Raw genomic sequence first — 16,631 nt, forward strand, 5'->3', positions numbered from 1 at the left:
CCCAGGAGACGTTCTATTCTTTTTTATCATTTCGTTTTAAAAAGGAAGTTAACTCATCAAGTGTCATTGCGTTCAGGACGTTTTCCCGGCGAATATAGCCCTTTCTCGCCACAGAAACTCCTATGTCCATATGCCCCAGAGTATCACGGTAATGGGCATCCGTATTGATCGTGATTTTTACACCTTTATCCTGTGCTTTCTTAAGCCATTCAGGGGCCAGATCGAGCCGGCTCGGATGAGCGTTCAGTTCAAGGGCTGTATTGGTTTCAGCTGCTACATCGATGAGCATCTCCAAATCAACATCATACCCGGGACGCCTTCCGATAATTCTTCCCGTCGGATGGGCAATAATATCCACATGATGGCTTTTGAGCGCTGTCTTCATCCTCTTCATGATCGTCTCTCTGTTTTGAGAAAAAGATGAATGGATGGAGGCGATCACAAGGTCCATTTCGGCCAGGAGGTCGTCATCAAAATCGAGTGTTCCATCCGGCAGAATGTCCATCTCAACGCCTGCCAGAATTTTAAAATCACTATATTTCCCGTTCAGCCTGTCAATCTCTTTCCGCTGCTCACGAAGCCGCTCTGCTGTAAGGCCGTTGGCTACCCTTAAATACTGAGAATGATCGGTAATTGCCATGAACGAGTATCCTTTTTCCCTTGCTGCTTCTGCCATTTCTTCAATCGTGTTGGCCCCGTCGCTCCATGTGGAGTGCATATGCAGATCTCCTTGGATATCCTCCTGTTCAATCAGCCGCTGAGGTTCACGAAACTTTTCAAGTTCATCCCCGCCCTCACGCACTTCCGGCGGAATCCACTGAAGTCCAAAGTGTCCATAGAATTCTTCTTCAGTGGAAAAGGTCGTTATCTCACCTGTTTCTGTATTTTCAACACCATATTCGCTGATTTTTTCATTGCGTTCTTTCGCCAGCTGCCTCATCTTCACGTTATGTTCCATGGAACCGGTAAAATGATGCAAGGCAGAGGCATACTGCTCTTGGGATACGAGCCTGAAATCGACTGAAACGGGATAATCATAATGAAATTGGAGTGAAACTTTTGTATCTCCTTTTGCGATGATATCCGTAACGCCTTCCAGCTGGACGAGCTGTTTTTTCACTTTAGCCGCATCGGAAACTGCGAGAATAAAATCCAGATCCTTGATCGTCTCACGAAAACGGCGGAGGCTGCCTGCCAAGGAAAACTTCAGAATACCTTTTATATCTTTCAGCTGTTCTTCAATTTTTTCTGCGACCGGAAGCATAAATGCAATCGGAAGCCGTTCAGGGCGCTTACCGAGTTCCTCGATCGCTGCCAGTATTTTCTCTTCTGTTTTTGTTCCGAACCCTGCGAGACCTCTAACTTTTTCTTTTTCACACGCTTCTTTAAGGCCCTTGATGTCCGTTACTCCGAGCTCCTGATAAAGCTTCGCAATTTTTTTCCCGCCAAGCCCCGGTATGTCGAGCATGGTCAGAAGGCCTGAAGGAACCGCTGCCTGCAATTCTTCAAGCAGCGATGATTTGCCTGTCTCAAGAAGTTCAGTAATGACAGTAGCCGTCCCTTTTCCAATTCCTTTTAATTTGGACGGATCCCCGATCTGCTCCATGTTCCGGTCATCCGATTCCAACGCTTGAGCCGCTCTTCGGTAAGCCGAAGTTTTAAAGGAGTTCTCGCCTTTGATCTCTAAATAAACGGCGATCATTTCAAGGACATTAACAACCTGCTTCTTATTCAAATGAACACCCACTTTCACAAAACTTGTACCGCATTGCCGATTACTATGGACGGTAAAAAAACTTCTCTGTTAAAGAGAAGTTTTACCCCATATTTTTTGACCATAAATCTTTAATCGTTTCAGAGAATACTGGAGTATTTTCAACCATTCCCTGTCCGATAAAGGAATCCTGGTAAGCCGTATGGATGGAACCAGACGGAATCAACGAAGCGACATATAGCAATAAGAATAAAATCAGATAAACTTCGATAAATCCCAGGACTCCTCCGAGCCAGCGGTTTACCGTGCGGAGCAGCGGCAGGTCAGCAATAAAGTTAAGCATGTTTCCTACGATCTGCAAGATGATCTTCGTTCCGAAGAACAAGAGAGCAAAGGCGATGGCACGATAGTATACATCCTCTAAGGAAATGCTGCTCAGTATCGTTGACATCGGGCTGTCATTACCGATCGAAGGATATGGAATCCACAATTTTAAATGAGGCGCCAAGTCGTCAAAATATAGATAAGCCACGACGTAAGCCGCTATAAACCCAACGAGATGGACAACCTGCATGACCAAACCTCGTTTCAGTCCGATAAAAAAACCGGCAATCAATATAACAATTAAAATAATATCTAGCATTTATTTATCCTCTTTCCTAATCTGCTGTTGCAATTTTTCCAGCTCTTCTTTAGTCTTTAAGTATTCGTTCATCAGATTAACAGCTGTCAGAACGGCAAGCTGTTTCGTATCCAATACTGCATTATATTGCTGGATATCCCGCATCTTTTCGTCAACCATAGCAGCTACCGAACGAATGTGGCTGGAAGTCTCAGTTCCTATTACTGTGTATTTTTGACCAAAGATTTCTACAATGGTCCTTGCTTTCATATTGTCTTCCGCCACGAGATTACCTCCAATCATAGTTCCACTTGCAAAAAAGCTATGAACTCTAATCATTATCTTAACAGAAAGCGAACGGTTATGAAAATATTTGTTCTAAAACCAGCTATCATTTTATCCAAATTCTACTAAAAAATAAAACGAAAGAAAAGGAACATGAAGATGGCAAATACTGTATTAAAAGTAACATCCCAAGAGATCAATAAAATGAAGGAAGCTTACCAAGCATACATCCAGCCTTCTTCCCCGCCTGGCAGCATATTTACGGCTAAGCCTGCAGGCTGCACGGTAACGGCCTATAAATCAGGCAAGGTTCTTTTTCAGGGAAAGACAGCTGAAATCGAGGCTGGAAAATGGGGTTCTCCTCCACCCGCAGCTTCTCCGAAACCAGCTAAAGCAAAGCCGCCCCATGCCTTTGCTCCTCCCGAAAACGTGAGTACACTCTCTCTTATTGGAAGCGATGAAGTGGGAACGGGAGATTACTTTGGCCCGATTACCGTCGTGGCCTCCTATGTTCCAGCGGCACAGCTTGAACTGCTAAAAGAACTTGGAGTAAAGGATTCAAAGTTTCTGAACGACAAACAGATCGTATCCATCGCCAAGGACCTTCTGCATACCATCCCTTACAGCCTGCTCGTCCTTCCCAACAGTAGGTACAATGAACTTCAGGCAAAAGGGATGAGCCAAGGAAAAATGAAAGCTCTTCTGCATAATAAAGCTCTTCTTAACATGCTGGAAAAAACAAAAGACTTCCACGTGGACGGTATATTGATCGATCAGTTCTGCGAGCCGGGTGTTTATTATAATTATCTCTCAAGAGAGGGAAACATCGTAAAAGACAAAGTGTTCTTTGCTACAAAAGGCGAATCGCTTCATCTGTCCGTGGCCGCCTCATCCATTCTCGCCCGCTATGCTTTTATTAAAGAGATGGATAAAATCAGTGCTAAAACAGGCATTGAGATCCCGAAAGGCGCCGGCAGCAAAGTGGATGTAAAAGCAGCGGAAATGATCCGCAAGTATGGTGCAGATTATCTGACTGACATCGCAAAGATTCATTTCGCCAACACAAAAAAAGCACTCAATCTAGCAAACGGCAAGCGGAGCTAAACTTTATTTTCATAACAAAACCCGCAGTCCCAAGAGAGACATGCGGGTTTCTATTTGGCTTACTATTTTCGAAGCTCAGCTCCAAAACGTTCTTCCAGACTGCGCAGGATGTTATCATGAGCTTTTGTCACTTCTTCATCCGTAAGTGTACGTTCCGGATCAAAATATTTCAAAGAAAAGGCGAGTGATTTTTTGCCTTCTTCCATATGTTCTCCTTCGTACAGATCAAACAGGCTGCTTTCCTTGAGGAGAGCTCCTCCCGCTTCATAAATCACAGTGTTTAAGTCTCCTGCAGGCAGGTTCTTATCAACCACCAATGCAATATCCCGTGTAATGGAAGGGAATCTAGGAAGCGGGTGATAAACGGTAGGTTCTACCGTGGCCTGGATAAGCTGATCCAGATCCAATTCAAACACGTACGTCTCGTTTAAATCCCACTCTTTTTGAGTTCCAGGATGAATCTGGCCGATCAAGCCGATGGTGATGCTGTCGAGTTTAATTACTGCTGTTCTTCCAGGATGCATCCCTTTCAAACTTTCGCTTTCAAAGGTGATACGGCTGTACAATCCGAGTTCTTCGAATAACCCTTCAAGGATTCCTTTTGCAACAAAGAAGTCTGTTTTCTTCTTTTCACCTTGCCAAGGATGGATATTCCACAAGCCTGTCAGTGCACCGGAGAGATATGTTTTCTCTTCAGGCAGAACAGAGATCTGCTGTTCGTAGGCAAAGAAGACAGAACTGATTTCAAAGACACCTACATCATCAATTGAACGGTGATGATTGTGGCGCACTACTTCAAGAAGCTGCGGAATCAGTGTACTGCGAAGAGTGCTGCGCTCCTCGCTCATCGGGTGGGAAACCGAGATGGTTTGAACGTTTTCCTGCTCCTCCTTCACAAAAGAGAAACTGGTTGATTTTTCAGGAGTCGTCAGTGCATATGTTACAGCCTGATAGAGCCCGGCGCCTTCAAGATAACGCATAACCTTTCTGCGAGCTGCCTGATAGGGGCTCAATCCTCCTGGACGGCCTTCCGTTACAAGATACGTTGTCGGAATACGGTCATAACCGTAGATTCTTCCCACTTCCTCTACAAGATCCGCATCGATGGTAATATCCGGCCTTCGGGCTGGAACGGTAACCTTGAATGTTTCTCCTTGTACCTCAAATTGGAAACGAAGTCTCGTAAAGATTTCACTGATCTGTTCGTTTTCAATAGAAGTTCCGAGCAAGCTGTTAATCCTTGTTTGGGTGACTTCAGCTCTTCCTTCACTTACCAAGCGTTCGCCATCTTCTACGATGCCTTCTGCCACTTCTCCTCCGGCATATTTCGCCATTAAGGAAGCAGCACGTTGAGCAGCCTCATATACACGGTTGCGGTCGATGCCTTTTTCATAGCGTGCACTTGCTTCACTTCGAAGTCCAAGATCCTTGGATGCTGCTCTTACACGCTGTCCTTCAAAATAAGCAGCTTCCAGCAGTACAGTCGTCGTATCTTCCTGAACTTCTGATGTTGCTCCGCCCATTACACCGGCCACAGCAACAGGTACTTCTCCATTGGTGATCACAAGATGGCTGCTGTTTAAAATTCGTACTGCATCATCAAGCGTCACAATTTCTTCTCCGTCTTTCGCCCGGCGGATAACTACTTCCTTTGATCCGAAACGGTCATAGTCAAAGGCGTGGAGCGGCTGTCCGTATTCGAGCAATACGTAGTTCGTTATATCGACCACATTATTGATTGGACGGATTCCTGCTGCAATCAAACGGTTTTGCAGCCAAAGAGGTGATGGCGCGATCGTAACATTCTTGATCACCATGGCTCCGTAGTAAGGATTATCTTCTTTTGCATCAACTTTTACCGAAATATAATCTGAAGCTTTTTCAGCTGTATAATCTACGGAAACTTCAGGAAGACGAAGCTCCTCATTTAGAATGGCAGCAACCTCGTAAGCCACACCAATCATGTTTAAGCAGTCGGCACGGTTTGGTGTCAATCCGAGTTCAAGAACATAGTCATCCAGGTTCAAATAACTCAAGGCATCGCTGCCAACTTCCGCATCGGAAGGCATAACGAAAATCCCTGTTGAATACTCTTTCGGCACCAATTTCGTTTCCACACCAAGTTCAGTAAGTGAACAGATCATTCCATGAGACGCTTCTCCGCGAAGTTTCGCTTTCTTAATCTTGAAGTTTCCAGGAAGTACAGCACCTACTTGCGCTACCGGCACTTTTTGGCCAGCAGCCACGTTTGGAGCACCGCACACGATTTGTACCGGGTCTTCTTCACCGATGTCGACTTTACAGACACGGAGTTTATCGGCATTTGGATGCTGAACACATTCCAGCACATGTCCGACGACCACTCCTGTAATCCCTTTGTTGAGGGATTCCACGATTTCTACTTCAATTCCGCTTTTCGTAATTTTTTCACCAAGCTCTGCAGCACTGATATTAATATTTACGTACTCTTTCAGCCAGTTATATGAAACTAACACAGGCTTCCCCTCCTTATGCCTTTTTAAATTGTTTTAAGAAACGAAGATCGTTTGTGTAAAAATGACGGATATCATCAATGCCATACTTCAGCATCGCAATCCGTTCAGGGCCCATTCCAAATGCAAACCCTGTGTATTTCTTTGAGTCGAAGCCTGCCATCTCCAATACGTTCGGATGGACCATACCTGCTCCAAGGATTTCAATCCAGCCAGTATGCTTACAGATCGAGCAGCCTTTTCCACCACATTTAAAACAGGAAATATCCATCTCGACAGACGGTTCTGTGAATGGGAAAAAGCTTGGGCGCAATCGGATTTTGCGCTCTTCGCCGAACATTTTTTTAGCGAAGGTTTCAAGAACACCTTTTAAGTCACTCAAGCGGACATTCTCATCGACGACAAGTCCTTCGATCTGCATGAACTGATGAGAGTGAGTCGCATCATCGTCATCCCTTCTGTACACTTTCCCCGGAGAAATTATTTTTACCGGGCCTCTTCCGTGATGTTTTTCCATCGTTCTTGCCTGCACCGGAGAAGTCTGTGTACGAAGCAGAATGTCTTCTGTAATAAAGAATGAATCCTGCATGTCTCTTGCCGGATGTCCTTTCGGAAGGTTCAGTGCTTCAAAATTGTAATAATCGGTTTCCACTTCAGGGCCTTCTGCCACCGTGAAGCCCATCGTTAAGAAAAGATCTTCAATCTCTTCAACGACTGCCGTTAACGGATGGGAGTTCCCCTTTCTGACCGGCCGGCCCGGAAGTGTAACATCGATCGATTCTTTTTTCAGCTTTTCTTCAATAGCAGCCTGTTCCATCTGGCTGATTTTCGTATCAAGCGCAGCTGTGATCGCATCCCTTACTTCATTCGCATAAGCCCCAATAACAGGACGTTCTTCCGGAGATAGTTTCCCCATCCCTTTCAGTACTTCTGTGATCGGCCCTTTTTTACCCAAATAAGATACTTTGATGTCCTGTAATTCTTTCAGCTCATTTGCTTGCTGAATTTTCACCAATGCTTCTTCCTTTAATGCCTGCAATCGGTCCTGCATAACATCTTGCCTCCTTTAGAAATAAAAAAACCCCGTCCATAAAAGGGACGAGGATTCGCGGTACCACCCAGATTAATCAAGAATTCAGGCCAACGCCATCATACTTGTTCACTTCGTTTTCATAACGGACTTGGTCCGGTCCACCCTACTTGTAGGTTCAGGCGACTGCTCAGGAGCGAATTCGATAAATTCTACCGGAGAAACACTTTCAGTCAAGGTGTTTCCTCCCTTTGCCGGCGAGCTCTTATTTACTACTCTCCATCGATGCATTTTATTCATGCAGTTGTCTTCTTATTATAGTTGAACTTCCTTATCTGTGCAATTGCCAATCTATTTTATAATGTATTCCTTTTTGTTATTTCCTGTTCTTCTGAAGTTCATACAGCATGATTCCAGCCGCAACAGCAACGTTTAGTGATTCAGCATTCCCGAACATCGGGATATAGACAAGCTGGTCTGCGGATTCCATAATTTCCATCCTCACTCCGCTGCCTTCGTTTCCTACAACGAGCGCAAACGTTCCTGAAGATTGCACGTCATGCAATGATTGGGCACCTTTTAGTGCAGAAACGAAAACAGGTACCTGTTTCTGTCTGCACGCTGCGATCCAATCCTGAAGATTTCCTTTTACAACGGGAAGGTGGAACAGCGAACCTTGTGTAGAGCGAAGAACCTTGCTGTTATAAACATCGACAGTTCCTTCACCAAGCACAATCCCGTCCAGACCTGCAGCGTCTGCGGTTCTAATTATTGTACCAAGGTTTCCAGGATCCTGAACGCCGTCCACAAGCAGGTATTTTCCGCCGGTTTTTACTTGTAACTCCTTTGAACTCATACGGCAAATTGCCAAAACTCCCTGCGGATGTTCAGTATCACTTAGGATTCCCATGATTTTTTTAGAAACTACCCATGGGTCCAGGCGAAGCTGTTCCCATTCATTCGGCATCGGGTAGGATTCCTCTATAATCAGATGAGCAATCTGGACGTTATGGTTCATTGCTTCTTCAATCAGATGAGGCCCTTCAATAATGTATTGTCCTAATTTATCCCGTTCTTTTCTCGTGTATAGTTTTTTCCATTGTTTTATGGAGGCATTTTGTTCTGATTCAATCCGTTTCATTTGGTTCAACCATCCTTTAATCTCTTTCAACTTTTTTTATTATATCTTCAAAATGATACATAATCCATCGGCCCTTAATAAAAACTAGGAAATAGTCACAAACTTAATGAAATAAATCTGTTTGAGGTGATAATGATGGATATCGATATCCGTAAAGCAGTTCTTGCCAATGTTTCCGGAAACAATAAAGAACAATTGGAAAGTACAATCGTTGATGCGATCCAAAGCGGTGAAGAAAAAATGCTTCCTGGTCTTGGTGTACTGTTTGAAGTGATCTGGAAAGAATCCGACAACCAGAAAAAAGAAGAAATGCTCTCAACCCTTTCCAGCGGTTTGAAATAGTAAAAGTCCCGGGAGATCCTCCCGGGATTTTTACTTTTAATACCCTTCATCCTGACGCTGATGATTGATTTCATTCTTTTTGTAGTAACCATCCACGATATTTTCTACCGAAAAGCCAAGAAGCTGGCCGAGGCCAATGAATTCAGAAAACAATTGGCTAAACAGGGTTTTGTCTTTTTTGCCTTGCAGGCCGCTGATGAGCCGGTAAAGTGATAGGAATTGGCCTGTCAGGTCTTCATTGCTTGCAACTGTATGGATTTCTATATCATCCATCCCCATGTCAAGCCCAACCGACAGGATAAAATGAAGTCCGTCCACATATTCCTCAAGAATGACACTGTCCGATGATGCAGGTTTAACACTCCAGTATTTAAAACAACGGGTTTCATTGGCCAGCTCCCCTAGCTCGACAAGCAGGGCGAGCAGACGCTGATCATAAAGGTCATCGTTATGTAAACCATGCTCTTGTATAATTCGATCATTCAGATGCTTCTGCATTTCAAATAGTTCTTTAAAACCCACGATATCCACTCCTTTCGCTCATTATAACAAACATATGATTTCCTTAAAAACACACCAAAAAACCCCAGGTTGGAGTCCCCTGAGGCTGGATCGCGTTATCATGCACTTTTCGCAGGTGTATTCTCTTTTTTTTCAAAAAAGTCCTCCCATTTGACAATCCATTCTTTCTTTCTGAGGAGATGAAACAGGACGAGCATCATGGCTGCAATTCCGATTCCCCAAACCACAGAGAGATGAAAGATATAATGGCCGAACGTAGAGTACATGAAGGCAAGCGGAACGTTGGATACCACGCTTGCTTTTGTATATTCCTTAAAACTTTTCGTTATCTCCAGGACAAACAGAGAGAGCAGGGAAAAATGGATGAAAGGAATTAGCTTTAAAATTGCGATTTGGCCCAATGAGAACGGCATTCGTTTGCCTACGATTTTCCGCTTGATTTTCATGAACCGGTTGAGCGACTTCGGCATTTTTCTCAGCAGTCCGTAGAACAGCAAACTGGACAGGGTAATGCCGATTATCGAATAAAGCGTCCCATAAACCGACCCGAACAAGACCCCGCCTGCCATACAGATCAAACCTACTGGCAGAAAAAGAAACTGCCTCATCATATGGAGCAGAATGAAAAAGACAGGAGCAAAAATACCTGCAAACTTCAAAATTCCAAGGATCTCTGTGAGCTCATGCTGCATGATTCAACCCTCCTTTATCGCCATCTTATGACATAAGACGAGCAGTTATGCTCTTCCTTCTTCCAGATCCATGAATATTTCCATAACTTTTATGACAGGTTAAAGATTAGAAAAGCTGGTTTTCTTTTACAGATAACCATTAGGTTGAGGAGTGGTTTTCATGGATACAGTCGTGTTGGCTCGTGCTTTTTTCGGAACGTCTCTTGCCTTTCATATCATTTTTGCAACGCTTGGTGTTGGTATTCCCCTCATGATCGTCATCGCAGAAATTCTTCATCAAGTAAAAAAAGACAATGATTATGCCATAATGGCTAAACGCTGGACAAAGGCCTTTGCTGTTCTGCTCGGTGTGGCTATCCCTTCAGGAACGATCGTCGGGGTCCAGCTTTCTTTGCTTTGGCCAGGTTTTATGGAGATTGTAGGAAAGGTTATCTCGCTTCCTTTCCAGATTGAACTTTTCGCCTTCTTTATTGAAGCTTTGTTCATGTCCATCTACGTTTACGCAGCAGACAGGCTGCCAAAGTATTTCAGGATCATCTCTGTCATCTTGGTGGCGTTTGGAGCTGTAGCATCCGCCATTCTAATCACCGCTGTCAATACGTGGATGAATACACCTGACGGATTTAAGATTACAAAGGACGGCACTATTTATGATGTCAATCCATGGGATGCCTTTTTCAATCCGAGTTTTCTTTCAACAGCCTTCCATGTATCAGTGACTGCGTATATGACTGGCGGTTTTGCCCTGGCTTCTGTAGGGGCTTATAAGCTTTTAAGAGGGAATCTTACGAAGAAAGAATCTGTCTATCATAAAAAAGGATTTTTAATGGCCATTGTCGTTGGTTTGATTTTTTCATTGATTTCAAGTTTTTCAGGTCATCACTCTGCACAGATCCTGCATGAACACTCACCCGAGAAGCTAGCCGCAGCCGAAGGCTTATTTGAAACCCAGCGATATGCTCCTCTTGCGATCGGAGGTTTCACCGATCCCAAAACAGAAGAAGTGAAATATGGAATTGAGATCCCATGGATGCTCAGCTGGCTCGCTGCCGGCAAGTTTGATACCGAAGTCAAAGGCCTCTATGAATTCCCGCGTGAAACCTGGCCTCCTTTTTATGTGCACACCCTGTTTAATATCATGGTTGGGATTGGGTTTTTCCTGTTGGGACTGGCTGCAGTCGCTTTGTTTTTCTGGTGGTATTACGGCAAAAGAAAACAGAAGCCTTTTCCAAAATGGCTTCTGTTCACCTTAATCTTTTCCGGTCCACTTTCCATGCTTGGCATCGAATTCGGATGGATTTTCAGCTGCAGCGGAAGACAGCCCTGGACGATTTACAGGGTCCAGACCACAGCAGAAGCAGCTACACAATCAGAAAATCTTGCTCCCTTGTTTCTATTGTTCATCGGTCTCTACCTGCTTCTGAGCGTCCTGACGATCCTGATTCTTACAAGCTATTTTAAACGGCATCCGGTATCCAAGGACTTTGAAAAATACTCTGGCTATTAAATGACGAAAGAGGGAGCATAATGAACGAAGAAGTTATTGCCATATTGGTCTTATGGACCTTTATCTTCATCTATAGCATTTTTGGATCGATTGATTTCGGGGCAGGATTCTGGGCGATGATCTACAATGACCATCGGACCTTTGCAGGAAAAATAGCCAACCGATTTCTTTCACCGACCTGGGAAATTACAAATGTTTTTCTTGTTCTTCTCGTAGTCGCCTTTGTCGGTTTTTTTCCGAAAGGCGCCTTTACACTCGGAACCGTGCTGCTGATCCCGATTTCGCTGATCTTGTTTCTGCTTTCCATACGGAGTGCCTTTATGGTTTTTTCTTATTCCGTTCAAGGATACAGAAAGACGATGTTCTTTATTTCCGGTGTGTGCGGAGTTTTGATACCGGCACTCCTGATCACGGTACTCCCTGTAAGCCAGGGTGGTTTTATTGAAGGTATGAACGGAAAAGATACCCTTCTCCTTGGAAAGCTGTTTACGAGCCCTTCCTTATATATGTACATTTTGTTCGGGCTTACTTCTGAACTGTTCTTGTCATCCTTGTTTCTCGCGGATTACTCAAGGGTCTCTAAACAAGAAGGCGCCTATAGGCTCTACAGGGGGAACGTACTGATTCTTGGCCCCTCCACCCTTCTTGCTGCTGTGATCACACTGCTGGTCATACAGCCTGAGGCCGGGTGGCTGCTCGATAATCTGTATGATCAAAGGATATGGTTCATCCTTTCCACCCTGGCATTCATCGTGGGCTATGCCTCTCTATGGCTCAGTAACAAAGATGGGAAAGCAGCAGGTAAACCCCGTGTGGCTCTGCTCGCAACTGTCGCACAATACGGCTTGGCGAGTTACGGATATGGAATGGCTCACCTGCCTTACATCGTTTATCCGAGCCTGACCATATACGATGCCTTTACAGCGAAAGAAACGTTCTATTCGCTCATGATCATGTATGCTGTTGGTTTAGCGATCCTTACTCCCGGCTTTTATGTGTTTTGGAGGCTCTTCCTTAAGGATAAACGCTATCTGCAGCAGGATTAAGAGTGCAGATTAAATGAAGTACCTGGCAATGATGAAAATGTCGGCAAGCACAAGCAATGGCACTCCGACTTGAAAGCTTGGATGCTTTGTTTTATGCCGAAATTGCACCATCCCTGCCCAAATCCCGCAGGCGCCTCCTATGATCGCAAACAGCCACAGGCGGCGTTCCGGCGTCCGCCACTTCCCTGCCTTGGCCGCTTCCTTATCATGATGCATCAGCCAAAAGGCAATAACGTTAACGAGAATTAAATAAATGTAGATCATACAAACTAAATCTCCTTTTATAGAAAAAAGCCATTTCCTTCATGGAAAATGGCTTTTTGGTTCTTAATTTATGCTTTTAGGCTGTCTTTTGCTTTAGAAGCAAGTTCACCGAATGCTTTTTCATCAGAAACAGCGATTTCAGCAAGCATTTTTCGGTTGATGTCGATGCCTGCAACTTTTAGGCCATGCATTAAACGGCTGTAAGAAAGACCGTTTGTGCGAGCTGCCGCGTTGATACGAGTGATCCAAAGTTTACGGAAATCACGTTTCTTTTGACGGCGGTCACGGTATGCATACATAAGAGATTTGAAAACTTGCTGTTGAGCAACTTTAAATAACTTATGTTTGGATCCGAAATAACCTTTAGCTAACTTTAATACTTTTTTACGACGACGACGTGACACATAGCCACCTTTTACTCTTGGCATTTTAATACCCTCCTAGATATATACGATCAGTTATTATTATTTTTTCTTGTAAGTTAATAGTGTACGGATACGTTTGTAATCTCCGCTTGTAACAATCTTCGCTTTGCGAAGTTTACGCTTGGCTTTAGTAGATTTGTTAGCGAACATATGGCTTGTAAACGCACGTGCACGCTTAAGTTTACCTGTTCCAGTCTTTCTGAAGCGCTTTGCAGCACCTTTATGTGTTTTCATTTTAGGCATGATTGGATTCCTCCCTGGAAAGTAATTATTTTTCGGTTGTTGGTGCTAAAATGAGGAACATGCTTCGGCCTTCCATTTTTGGTCGAACTTCAACCGTAGCAACGTCTTCACATTCTTTAGCTAATTTTTCAAGCACAGTTTTTCCGATCGAGGAGTGCGTGATGGCACGGCCCCGGAAACGAATGCTTGCTTTCACTTTATCGCCTTTTTCAAGGAACTTGCGGGCATTTTTAAGCTTTGTGTTAAAATCATGCTCCTCAATTGTAGGGCTTAAGCGAATTTCTTTCGTTGTAACAATCTTTTGATTCTTACGTGCTTCTCTGTCTTTTTTCTGCTGCTCAAACTTAAACTTACCATAGTCCATGATACGGCACACTGGCGGTTTAGCGGTTGGTGCAACAAGTACAAGATCAAGATTGGCATTTGCCGCAATATCAAGAGCTTCATGACGTGTTTTAATCCCTAGCTGGCTGCCATCAGCCCCGATAAGTCTTACTTCACGAGCACGTATGCCCTCATTGACAGACATGTCCTTACTAATAGTAAGTCACCTCCAAGAAATTTATGTGAGTAGTCATTAACTCAGCACTTTGTAAACAAATAAAAAAAGCGTCGGCACATACTGCACCCACACGACCTCATCATCATTTCTGAAAGTTCGGTTGACCAGCCAACAGCACAATGCGTTGATCAGGTGAGAAGCGGGTGCTTCTGCTTTTGTTCGAAACTCAACTTATTTAATTACCTAAATTAATATACCATTGACAAGAACCTCTTGTCAACTAATGTTCTTTGTTCTTCACAACAGAATTTATTTTACAGTACTACTTGTTGTTTTGCAAGCACTAAAATAGTTTTTTCCTCGCACTCAAGTGATTAAAGAAGGGAAAATCAATTTACAGGCCAAAATTGATATTTACCCGCCGAAATGAAGGATTTACCCTCCAAAACATCAGGCTTTACCCGCTAAAACTCAGTTATGTAAACAGGGTGCCAGGCACCGCTAAGGGGCTGCAAAAAAAAGAACTGCGAATGAATTCGCAGTTCTCTAATTTTATCCTCTTTTATTCACTTGCTCAAGAATGCTTGATTTGAACGCATCAAAGGATACAGTTTCTGATTTTTGCTCACCGTATTTACGGACGTTGACGGCTTGATCGGAAATTTCCTGATCACCGAGCACGAGCATGTATGGGATTTTTTGCATTTGCGCTTCACGGATTTTATATCCCAGCTTTTCATCGCGGTTGTCGACTTCGACGCGAATGCCTTCTTCCAGCAGTTCCTCACTAATCTTTCTTGCGTACTCTTCATGAACAGTGGATACAGGAATAATCTGTACCTGTACAGGAGCAAGCCATACCGGGAACGCACCCTTGTATTCCTCGATCAGGAAGGCGACAAAACGTTCCATTGTGGAAACGACTCCGCGGTGGATAACGACCGGACGGTGATCCTTTCCGTCGCTTCCTTTGTACGTTAGGTCAAAGCGTTCAGGCAAGTGGAAATCAAGCTGTACAGTAGACAGCGTCTCTTCTTTTCCGAGCGCAGTCTTCACCTGAACATCAAGCTTCGGCCCGTAGAACGCGGCTTCCCCTTCTGCTTCTATATAATCCAAGTCCATATCTTCCATAGTTTCTTTAAGAAGAGCCTGTGCTTTTTCCCACATCTCATCGTTGTTTACGTATTTTTCTTTGTCCTCAGGATCACGGTAAGAAAGACGGAACCTGTATTCTGTAATGCCAAAGTCTTTGTACACACGCTGGATGAGCTTTACTACGCGGATAAACTCATCTTTTAATTGATCCGGGCGGGCAAAGATATGAGCATCATTCAATGTCATGGAACGGACACGCTGAAGGCCAGCCAATGCTCCTGACATCTCATGGCGATGCATCGTTCCAAGCTCAGCAATACGGATTGGAAGATCACGGTAGCTGTGCATGCTGTTCTTGAACACCATCATGTGATGCGGACAGTTCATCGGACGAAGAACAAGCTGCTCGTTGTCCATTTCAATCGCAGGATACATATCTTCTTTATAATGATCCCAGTGTCCTGATGTTTTATAGAGCTCTACACTGCCTAGATGAGGAGTGTAGACATGGTCGTAGCCAAGTCTTACTTCTGTGTCGACAATATAACGCTCGATGATACGGCGGATCGTCGCACCCTTTGGAAGCCAGACCGGCAAACCTTGTCCAATCTTTTGGGAAACAGTGAAAAGATCCAGCTCTTTTCCAAGTTTCCGGTGATCTCGCTCTTTCGCCTCTTGAAGGTAGACAAGATGCTGATCCAGCTCTTTCTGGTTAAGAAAAGCTGCTCCATAGATGCGCTGAAGCATCTGGTTATCGCTGTCTCCTCTCCAATAAGCGCCTGAGATGCTCATCAATTTAAAGGACTTGATTTTTCCAGTGGATGGAAGATGCGGCCCGCGGCAAAGGTCAAAAAACTCGCCTTGTTCGTAAATGGTAATAACCGCATCCTCCGGAAGATCACGGATGAGCTCCAATTTTAAATGGTCGTCAATGCCTTCAAAAATCGCGATGGCTTCTTCCCTGGTCACTTCTTTTCGGATGATCGGCAGGTTTTCGCTTACGATCTTTTTCATTTCCTTCTCAATCTTAGGCAAATCTTCCGGTGTTAAAGCTTCTTGAAGATCGATATCATAATAAAAACCGTTCTCGATGACTGGCCCGATGCCGAGTTTGACATCCTTATAGATGCGTTTGATCGCCTGTGCCATCAAATGGGCTGTACTGTGGCGTGTCATCTCGAGTCCTTCAGGTGAATCTTGTGGAACGATCTCAATGGATGCATCCGCCTCGATCGGACGTGTGAAATCGTACAATTCCCCGTTTACTTTACCGGCAACGGACTTTTTCTTCAGGCTGGAGCTGATGGATTCTGCTACTTGTTCTGCAGTGATTCCTTTCGGATACTCACGGATAGAACCATCAGGAAAAGTAAGCTTAATGTCTGTCATTCATAATCTCTCCTTGTTCAAAATAAAATACAAAAAACACCCGTCCACAAAAAGGGACGAGTGTTGTACTCGTGGTTCCACCCTTGTTCCACTGCAGGATTCTGCAATGGCACTCGGTCAAGATTTAACGGCTTTGGGCCGTCAGCGATTACTCTACCTTCACCGCTGAAGTTCAAAGGGGGTAAGACATTTTTCCGTGTTAGAATGCTTTCAGCC

At 44.2% G+C, this 16,631-nt stretch carries 17 protein-coding genes and 3 other annotated features (1 of these 20 cut by a window edge); of the genes, 4 read left to right on the top strand and 13 right to left on the bottom strand.

Going from position 1 to position 16,631, the window contains the following annotated elements; all coding sequences use genetic code 11:
• Positions 1–13 precede the first annotated feature (13 nt).
• The 3 genes from polX to zapA form a co-directional block, all read right to left on the bottom strand.
• Positions 14–1,735: a DNA polymerase/3'-5' exonuclease PolX gene (polX, locus tag M1K46_RS12740; RefSeq protein ID WP_256226262.1), complete on the bottom strand. Its 1,722-nt coding sequence runs from the start codon at positions 1,733–1,735 to the stop codon at positions 14–16.
• A gap of 82 nt (positions 1,736–1,817) precedes the next feature.
• Positions 1,818–2,357, bottom strand: coding sequence for a CvpA family protein (locus tag M1K46_RS12745; RefSeq protein ID WP_091004043.1), 540 nt, complete (start codon positions 2,355–2,357; stop codon positions 1,818–1,820).
• Positions 2,358–2,639, bottom strand: a complete 282-nt coding sequence (zapA, locus tag M1K46_RS12750) for a cell division protein ZapA (protein WP_139223356.1) — start codon at positions 2,637–2,639, stop codon at positions 2,358–2,360.
• Between the two features lie 141 nt (positions 2,640–2,780).
• Here zapA and rnhC point away from each other — a divergent pair, with 141 nt between their 5' ends.
• Complete coding sequence (gene rnhC / locus M1K46_RS12755) at positions 2,781–3,725, top strand: ribonuclease HIII (protein WP_256226263.1); 945 nt, start codon at positions 2,781–2,783, stop codon at positions 3,723–3,725.
• A gap of 62 nt (positions 3,726–3,787) precedes the next feature.
• Here rnhC and pheT read toward each other — a convergent pair whose 3' ends face one another.
• From pheT to M1K46_RS12770, 3 genes are all read right to left on the bottom strand, one after another.
• Positions 3,788–6,220 (bottom strand): phenylalanine--tRNA ligase subunit beta, encoded by a 2,433-nt coding sequence (gene pheT, locus M1K46_RS12760; protein WP_256226264.1) that lies wholly within the window; start codon positions 6,218–6,220, stop codon positions 3,788–3,790.
• 13 nt (positions 6,221–6,233) lie between these two features.
• Complete coding sequence (gene pheS, locus M1K46_RS12765; RefSeq protein ID WP_053357621.1) at positions 6,234–7,268, bottom strand: phenylalanine--tRNA ligase subunit alpha; 1,035 nt, start codon at positions 7,266–7,268, stop codon at positions 6,234–6,236.
• 40 nt (positions 7,269–7,308) lie between these two features.
• Positions 7,309–7,542: a binding site (T-box leader), on the bottom strand.
• 81 nt (positions 7,543–7,623) lie between these two features.
• On the bottom strand, positions 7,624–8,388 hold the full coding sequence (locus M1K46_RS12770; RefSeq protein ID WP_053357620.1) for a TrmH family RNA methyltransferase: 765 nt from the start codon (positions 8,386–8,388) through the stop codon (positions 7,624–7,626).
• A 135-nt stretch (positions 8,389–8,523) separates the two neighbouring features.
• On the opposite strand from M1K46_RS12770, the gene sspI reads away from it, so the two are divergent.
• Positions 8,524–8,730 (top strand): small acid-soluble spore protein SspI, encoded by a 207-nt coding sequence (sspI, locus tag M1K46_RS12775; protein ID WP_053357619.1) that lies wholly within the window; start codon positions 8,524–8,526, stop codon positions 8,728–8,730.
• Positions 8,731–8,766: 36 nt separating this feature from the next.
• Here the strand turns inward: sspI and M1K46_RS12780 are convergent, their stop codons facing one another.
• Together M1K46_RS12780 and M1K46_RS12785 are read right to left on the bottom strand one after the other, a co-directional pair.
• Entirely contained in the window at positions 8,767–9,252 is a 486-nt protein-coding gene (locus M1K46_RS12780) for a dUTP diphosphatase (RefSeq protein WP_082316180.1), read from the bottom strand.
• A gap of 98 nt (positions 9,253–9,350) precedes the next feature.
• Positions 9,351–9,944, bottom strand: a complete 594-nt coding sequence (locus M1K46_RS12785; protein ID WP_091004027.1) for a TVP38/TMEM64 family protein — start codon at positions 9,942–9,944, stop codon at positions 9,351–9,353.
• A gap of 160 nt (positions 9,945–10,104) precedes the next feature.
• Here M1K46_RS12785 and M1K46_RS12790 point away from each other — a divergent pair, with 160 nt between their 5' ends.
• Positions 10,105–11,451 (top strand): cytochrome ubiquinol oxidase subunit I, encoded by a 1,347-nt coding sequence (locus M1K46_RS12790; RefSeq protein ID WP_053357617.1) that lies wholly within the window; start codon positions 10,105–10,107, stop codon positions 11,449–11,451.
• Between the two features lie 20 nt (positions 11,452–11,471).
• Positions 11,472–12,497 carry a cytochrome d ubiquinol oxidase subunit II gene (locus M1K46_RS12795; protein WP_256226265.1) on the top strand — a complete coding sequence of 342 codons (1,026 nt, stop codon included), beginning with the start codon at positions 11,472–11,474 and terminating at the stop codon, positions 12,495–12,497.
• A gap of 9 nt (positions 12,498–12,506) precedes the next feature.
• On the opposite strand, the gene M1K46_RS12800 is transcribed toward M1K46_RS12795, so the two are convergent.
• The 5 genes from M1K46_RS12800 to thrS form a co-directional block, all read right to left on the bottom strand.
• The gene (locus M1K46_RS12800) at positions 12,507–12,761 is read right to left on the bottom strand and encodes a DUF1294 domain-containing protein (protein ID WP_062233929.1); all 255 of its coding nucleotides are present in this window, start codon (positions 12,759–12,761) and stop codon (positions 12,507–12,509) included.
• A gap of 68 nt (positions 12,762–12,829) precedes the next feature.
• Positions 12,830–13,189: a 50S ribosomal protein L20 gene (rplT, locus tag M1K46_RS12805; protein WP_053357614.1), complete on the bottom strand. Its 360-nt coding sequence runs from the start codon at positions 13,187–13,189 to the stop codon at positions 12,830–12,832.
• 36 nt (positions 13,190–13,225) lie between these two features.
• Positions 13,226–13,429, bottom strand: a complete 204-nt coding sequence (rpmI, locus tag M1K46_RS12810; protein WP_053357613.1) for a 50S ribosomal protein L35 — start codon at positions 13,427–13,429, stop codon at positions 13,226–13,228.
• A gap of 25 nt (positions 13,430–13,454) precedes the next feature.
• Complete coding sequence (gene infC, locus M1K46_RS12815) at positions 13,455–13,958, bottom strand: translation initiation factor IF-3 (RefSeq protein WP_053357612.1); 504 nt, start codon at positions 13,956–13,958, stop codon at positions 13,455–13,457.
• 68 nt (positions 13,959–14,026) lie between these two features.
• Positions 14,027–14,152: a sequence feature (ribosomal protein L20 leader region), on the bottom strand.
• Positions 14,153–14,483: 331 nt separating this feature from the next.
• A complete protein-coding gene (gene thrS / locus M1K46_RS12820) occupies positions 14,484–16,415 on the bottom strand; it encodes a threonine--tRNA ligase (RefSeq protein WP_256226266.1) in 1,932 nt (643 codons plus the stop codon).
• A 49-nt stretch (positions 16,416–16,464) separates the two neighbouring features.
• Positions 16,465–16,631 (bottom strand) — a binding site (T-box leader); it runs 59 nt beyond the window's last position.

This window comes from Fictibacillus sp. WQ 8-8, from assembly GCF_024494405.1.
Taxonomy (GTDB): Bacteria; Bacillota; Bacilli; order Bacillales; family Fictibacillaceae; genus Fictibacillus_C; species Fictibacillus_C marinisediminis.

Coding starts and splice junctions, on each gene's coding strand:
- M1K46_RS12745 (WP_091004043.1), bottom strand. CDS start 2,357: ATGCTAGATATTATTTTAATTGTTATATTGATTGCCGGTTTTTTTATC.
- zapA (WP_139223356.1), bottom strand. CDS start 2,639: ATGATTGGAGGTAATCTCGTGGCGGAAGACAATATGAAAGCAAGGACC.
- rnhC (WP_256226263.1), top strand. CDS start 2,781: ATGGCAAATACTGTATTAAAAGTAACATCCCAAGAGATCAATAAAATG.
- pheS (WP_053357621.1), bottom strand. CDS start 7,268: ATGCAGGACCGATTGCAGGCATTAAAGGAAGAAGCATTGGTGAAAATT.
- M1K46_RS12770 (WP_053357620.1), bottom strand. CDS start 8,388: ATGAAACGGATTGAATCAGAACAAAATGCCTCCATAAAACAATGGAAA.
- sspI (WP_053357619.1), top strand. CDS start 8,524: ATGGATATCGATATCCGTAAAGCAGTTCTTGCCAATGTTTCCGGAAAC.
- M1K46_RS12785 (WP_091004027.1), bottom strand. CDS start 9,944: ATGCAGCATGAGCTCACAGAGATCCTTGGAATTTTGAAGTTTGCAGGT.
- M1K46_RS12790 (WP_053357617.1), top strand. CDS start 10,105: ATGGATACAGTCGTGTTGGCTCGTGCTTTTTTCGGAACGTCTCTTGCC.
- M1K46_RS12795 (WP_256226265.1), top strand. CDS start 11,472: ATGAACGAAGAAGTTATTGCCATATTGGTCTTATGGACCTTTATCTTC.
- M1K46_RS12800 (WP_062233929.1), bottom strand. CDS start 12,761: ATGATCTACATTTATTTAATTCTCGTTAACGTTATTGCCTTTTGGCTG.
- rplT (WP_053357614.1), bottom strand. CDS start 13,189: ATGCCAAGAGTAAAAGGTGGCTATGTGTCACGTCGTCGTCGTAAAAAA.
- rpmI (WP_053357613.1), bottom strand. CDS start 13,429: ATGCCTAAAATGAAAACACATAAAGGTGCTGCAAAGCGCTTCAGAAAG.
- infC (WP_053357612.1), bottom strand. CDS start 13,958: ATGTCTGTCAATGAGGGCATACGTGCTCGTGAAGTAAGACTTATCGGG.
- thrS (WP_256226266.1), bottom strand. CDS start 16,415: ATGACAGACATTAAGCTTACTTTTCCTGATGGTTCTATCCGTGAGTAT.